This window comes from Paracoccus sp. DMF, assembly GCF_004407025.1.
In the GTDB taxonomy this organism is placed as follows: domain Bacteria; phylum Pseudomonadota; class Alphaproteobacteria; order Rhodobacterales; family Rhodobacteraceae; genus Paracoccus; species Paracoccus aminovorans_B.
Genome location: NZ_SOKV02000129.1, coordinates 1 through 1,472 on the forward strand (window position 1 = coordinate 1; position 1,472 = coordinate 1,472).

General features: G+C 67.6%; 2 protein-coding genes. Both read left to right on the forward strand.

Annotated features, from left to right (window positions below; translation table 11 throughout):
* Positions 1-1,344: phage terminase large subunit family protein (locus E3D03_RS20695; RefSeq protein WP_263568519.1), on the forward strand; the 1,344-nt coding region annotated here is incomplete at its 5' end.
* Positions 1,344-1,472, forward strand: a 129-nt coding sequence (locus tag E3D03_RS21440; RefSeq protein ID WP_411969841.1) for a phage head-tail joining protein, incomplete at its 3' end; no start/stop codon positions are given. The genes E3D03_RS20695 and E3D03_RS21440, both read left to right, overlap by 1 nt.

Genomic DNA, 1,472 nt, shown 5'->3' on the forward strand with positions numbered 1-1,472 from the left:
GTGTTCATGGTCTCGACGCCGACGATCCGGGGGTTATCGCGCATCGAGCGCGAGTTCGAGGCATCTGACCAGCGCCGCTATTTCGTGCCCTGCCCGCATTGCGGGGCGATGCAATGGCTGCAGTTCGACCGCCTGCGCTGGGCCAAAGGAAAGCCCGAGACCGCCGCCTATCACTGCGAGGGCTGCGAGCGCACCATCGCCGAGCATCACAAGACGCAGATGCTGGAACGCGGTGAATGGCGGGCGACCGCCGTATCCGCTGATCCAAAGGCCATCGGCTTTCACCTCTCGGCGCTCTATTCGCCGCTCGGCTGGAAAAGCTGGGCGGACATCGCACGGGATTGGCTGGCCGCCCAAGGATCGGAAGAGATGCTGCGCGCCGCCCGCAACACGCTTCTGGGCGAGACATGGGTCGAGTCGGGCGAGGCGCCGGAATGGCAGCGGCTGGCGGATCGGCGCGAGGCCTGGAAGCCCGGCACGGTGCCCATGGCGGGGCTGTTCCTGACCGCAGGCGTCGATGTGCAGAAGGACCGCATCGAGGTCGATGTCTGGGCCTGGGGCCGGGGGCTGGAAAGCTGGCTGGTCGATCACATCGTCATTCCGGGCGGCCCCGACGATCCCACCTGCTGGGATCAGCTGACCGCGCTGTTGGGCCGAAGCTGGCAACACGCCAACGGCGCCTTCATGACCGTGGCGCGGCTCGGCATCGACACCGGCTATGAGGCGGCGGCAGTCTATGCCTGGTCGCGAAAGGCGGGTTTCGAGCAAGTCGCGCCGCTGAAGGGCCTCGAAGGCTTCAACCGGGCGACGCCGGTCTCGGGCCCGACCTTCGTCGATGCCACCATCGGCGGGAAGCGCCTGCGCCGGGGCGCGCGGCTGTGGTCGGTGGCCACCGCCAGCTTCAAGGCCGAGACCTATCGCTATCTGCGGCTGGAACGGCCGAGCGACGAAGACCGGGCACTTGGTGCGCTGGACGCCGCCGGTACCGTGCACCTCCCCGACTGGATCGACAGCGAATGGCTGAAGCAGCTGGTGGCCGAGCAGCTGGTCACGATCCGCGACCGGCGCGGCTATTCGCATCAGGAATGGCAGAAGATGCGGGAACGCAACGAGGCGCTGGACTGCCGGGTCTATGCAAGGGCCGCGGCATGGATCCTCGGCGCTGATCGCTGGGACGAGGCCACCTGGCGGCGCCTCGAAGCACAGGCCGGGGTGGAAACCCGCATGCCTGATGCCGTGCCATCTGATGCCATCACGACCGACCCGGCCCAGCCCAAGGCCGGAACCCTGACCACGCCACGCCGGAAACGGCGGGCCTATACACCCAAATTCATGAGGGACTGATGGAACTGGACCGGATGCAGGCCCTGCTGACGGCGCTGCAGGAAGCCCGCTTCGCCGGGCTGCGCAGCGTGAGTTATGACGGCAAGACCGTGAGTTACGGCTCGGACGCCGAACTGGCGGCGGCCATC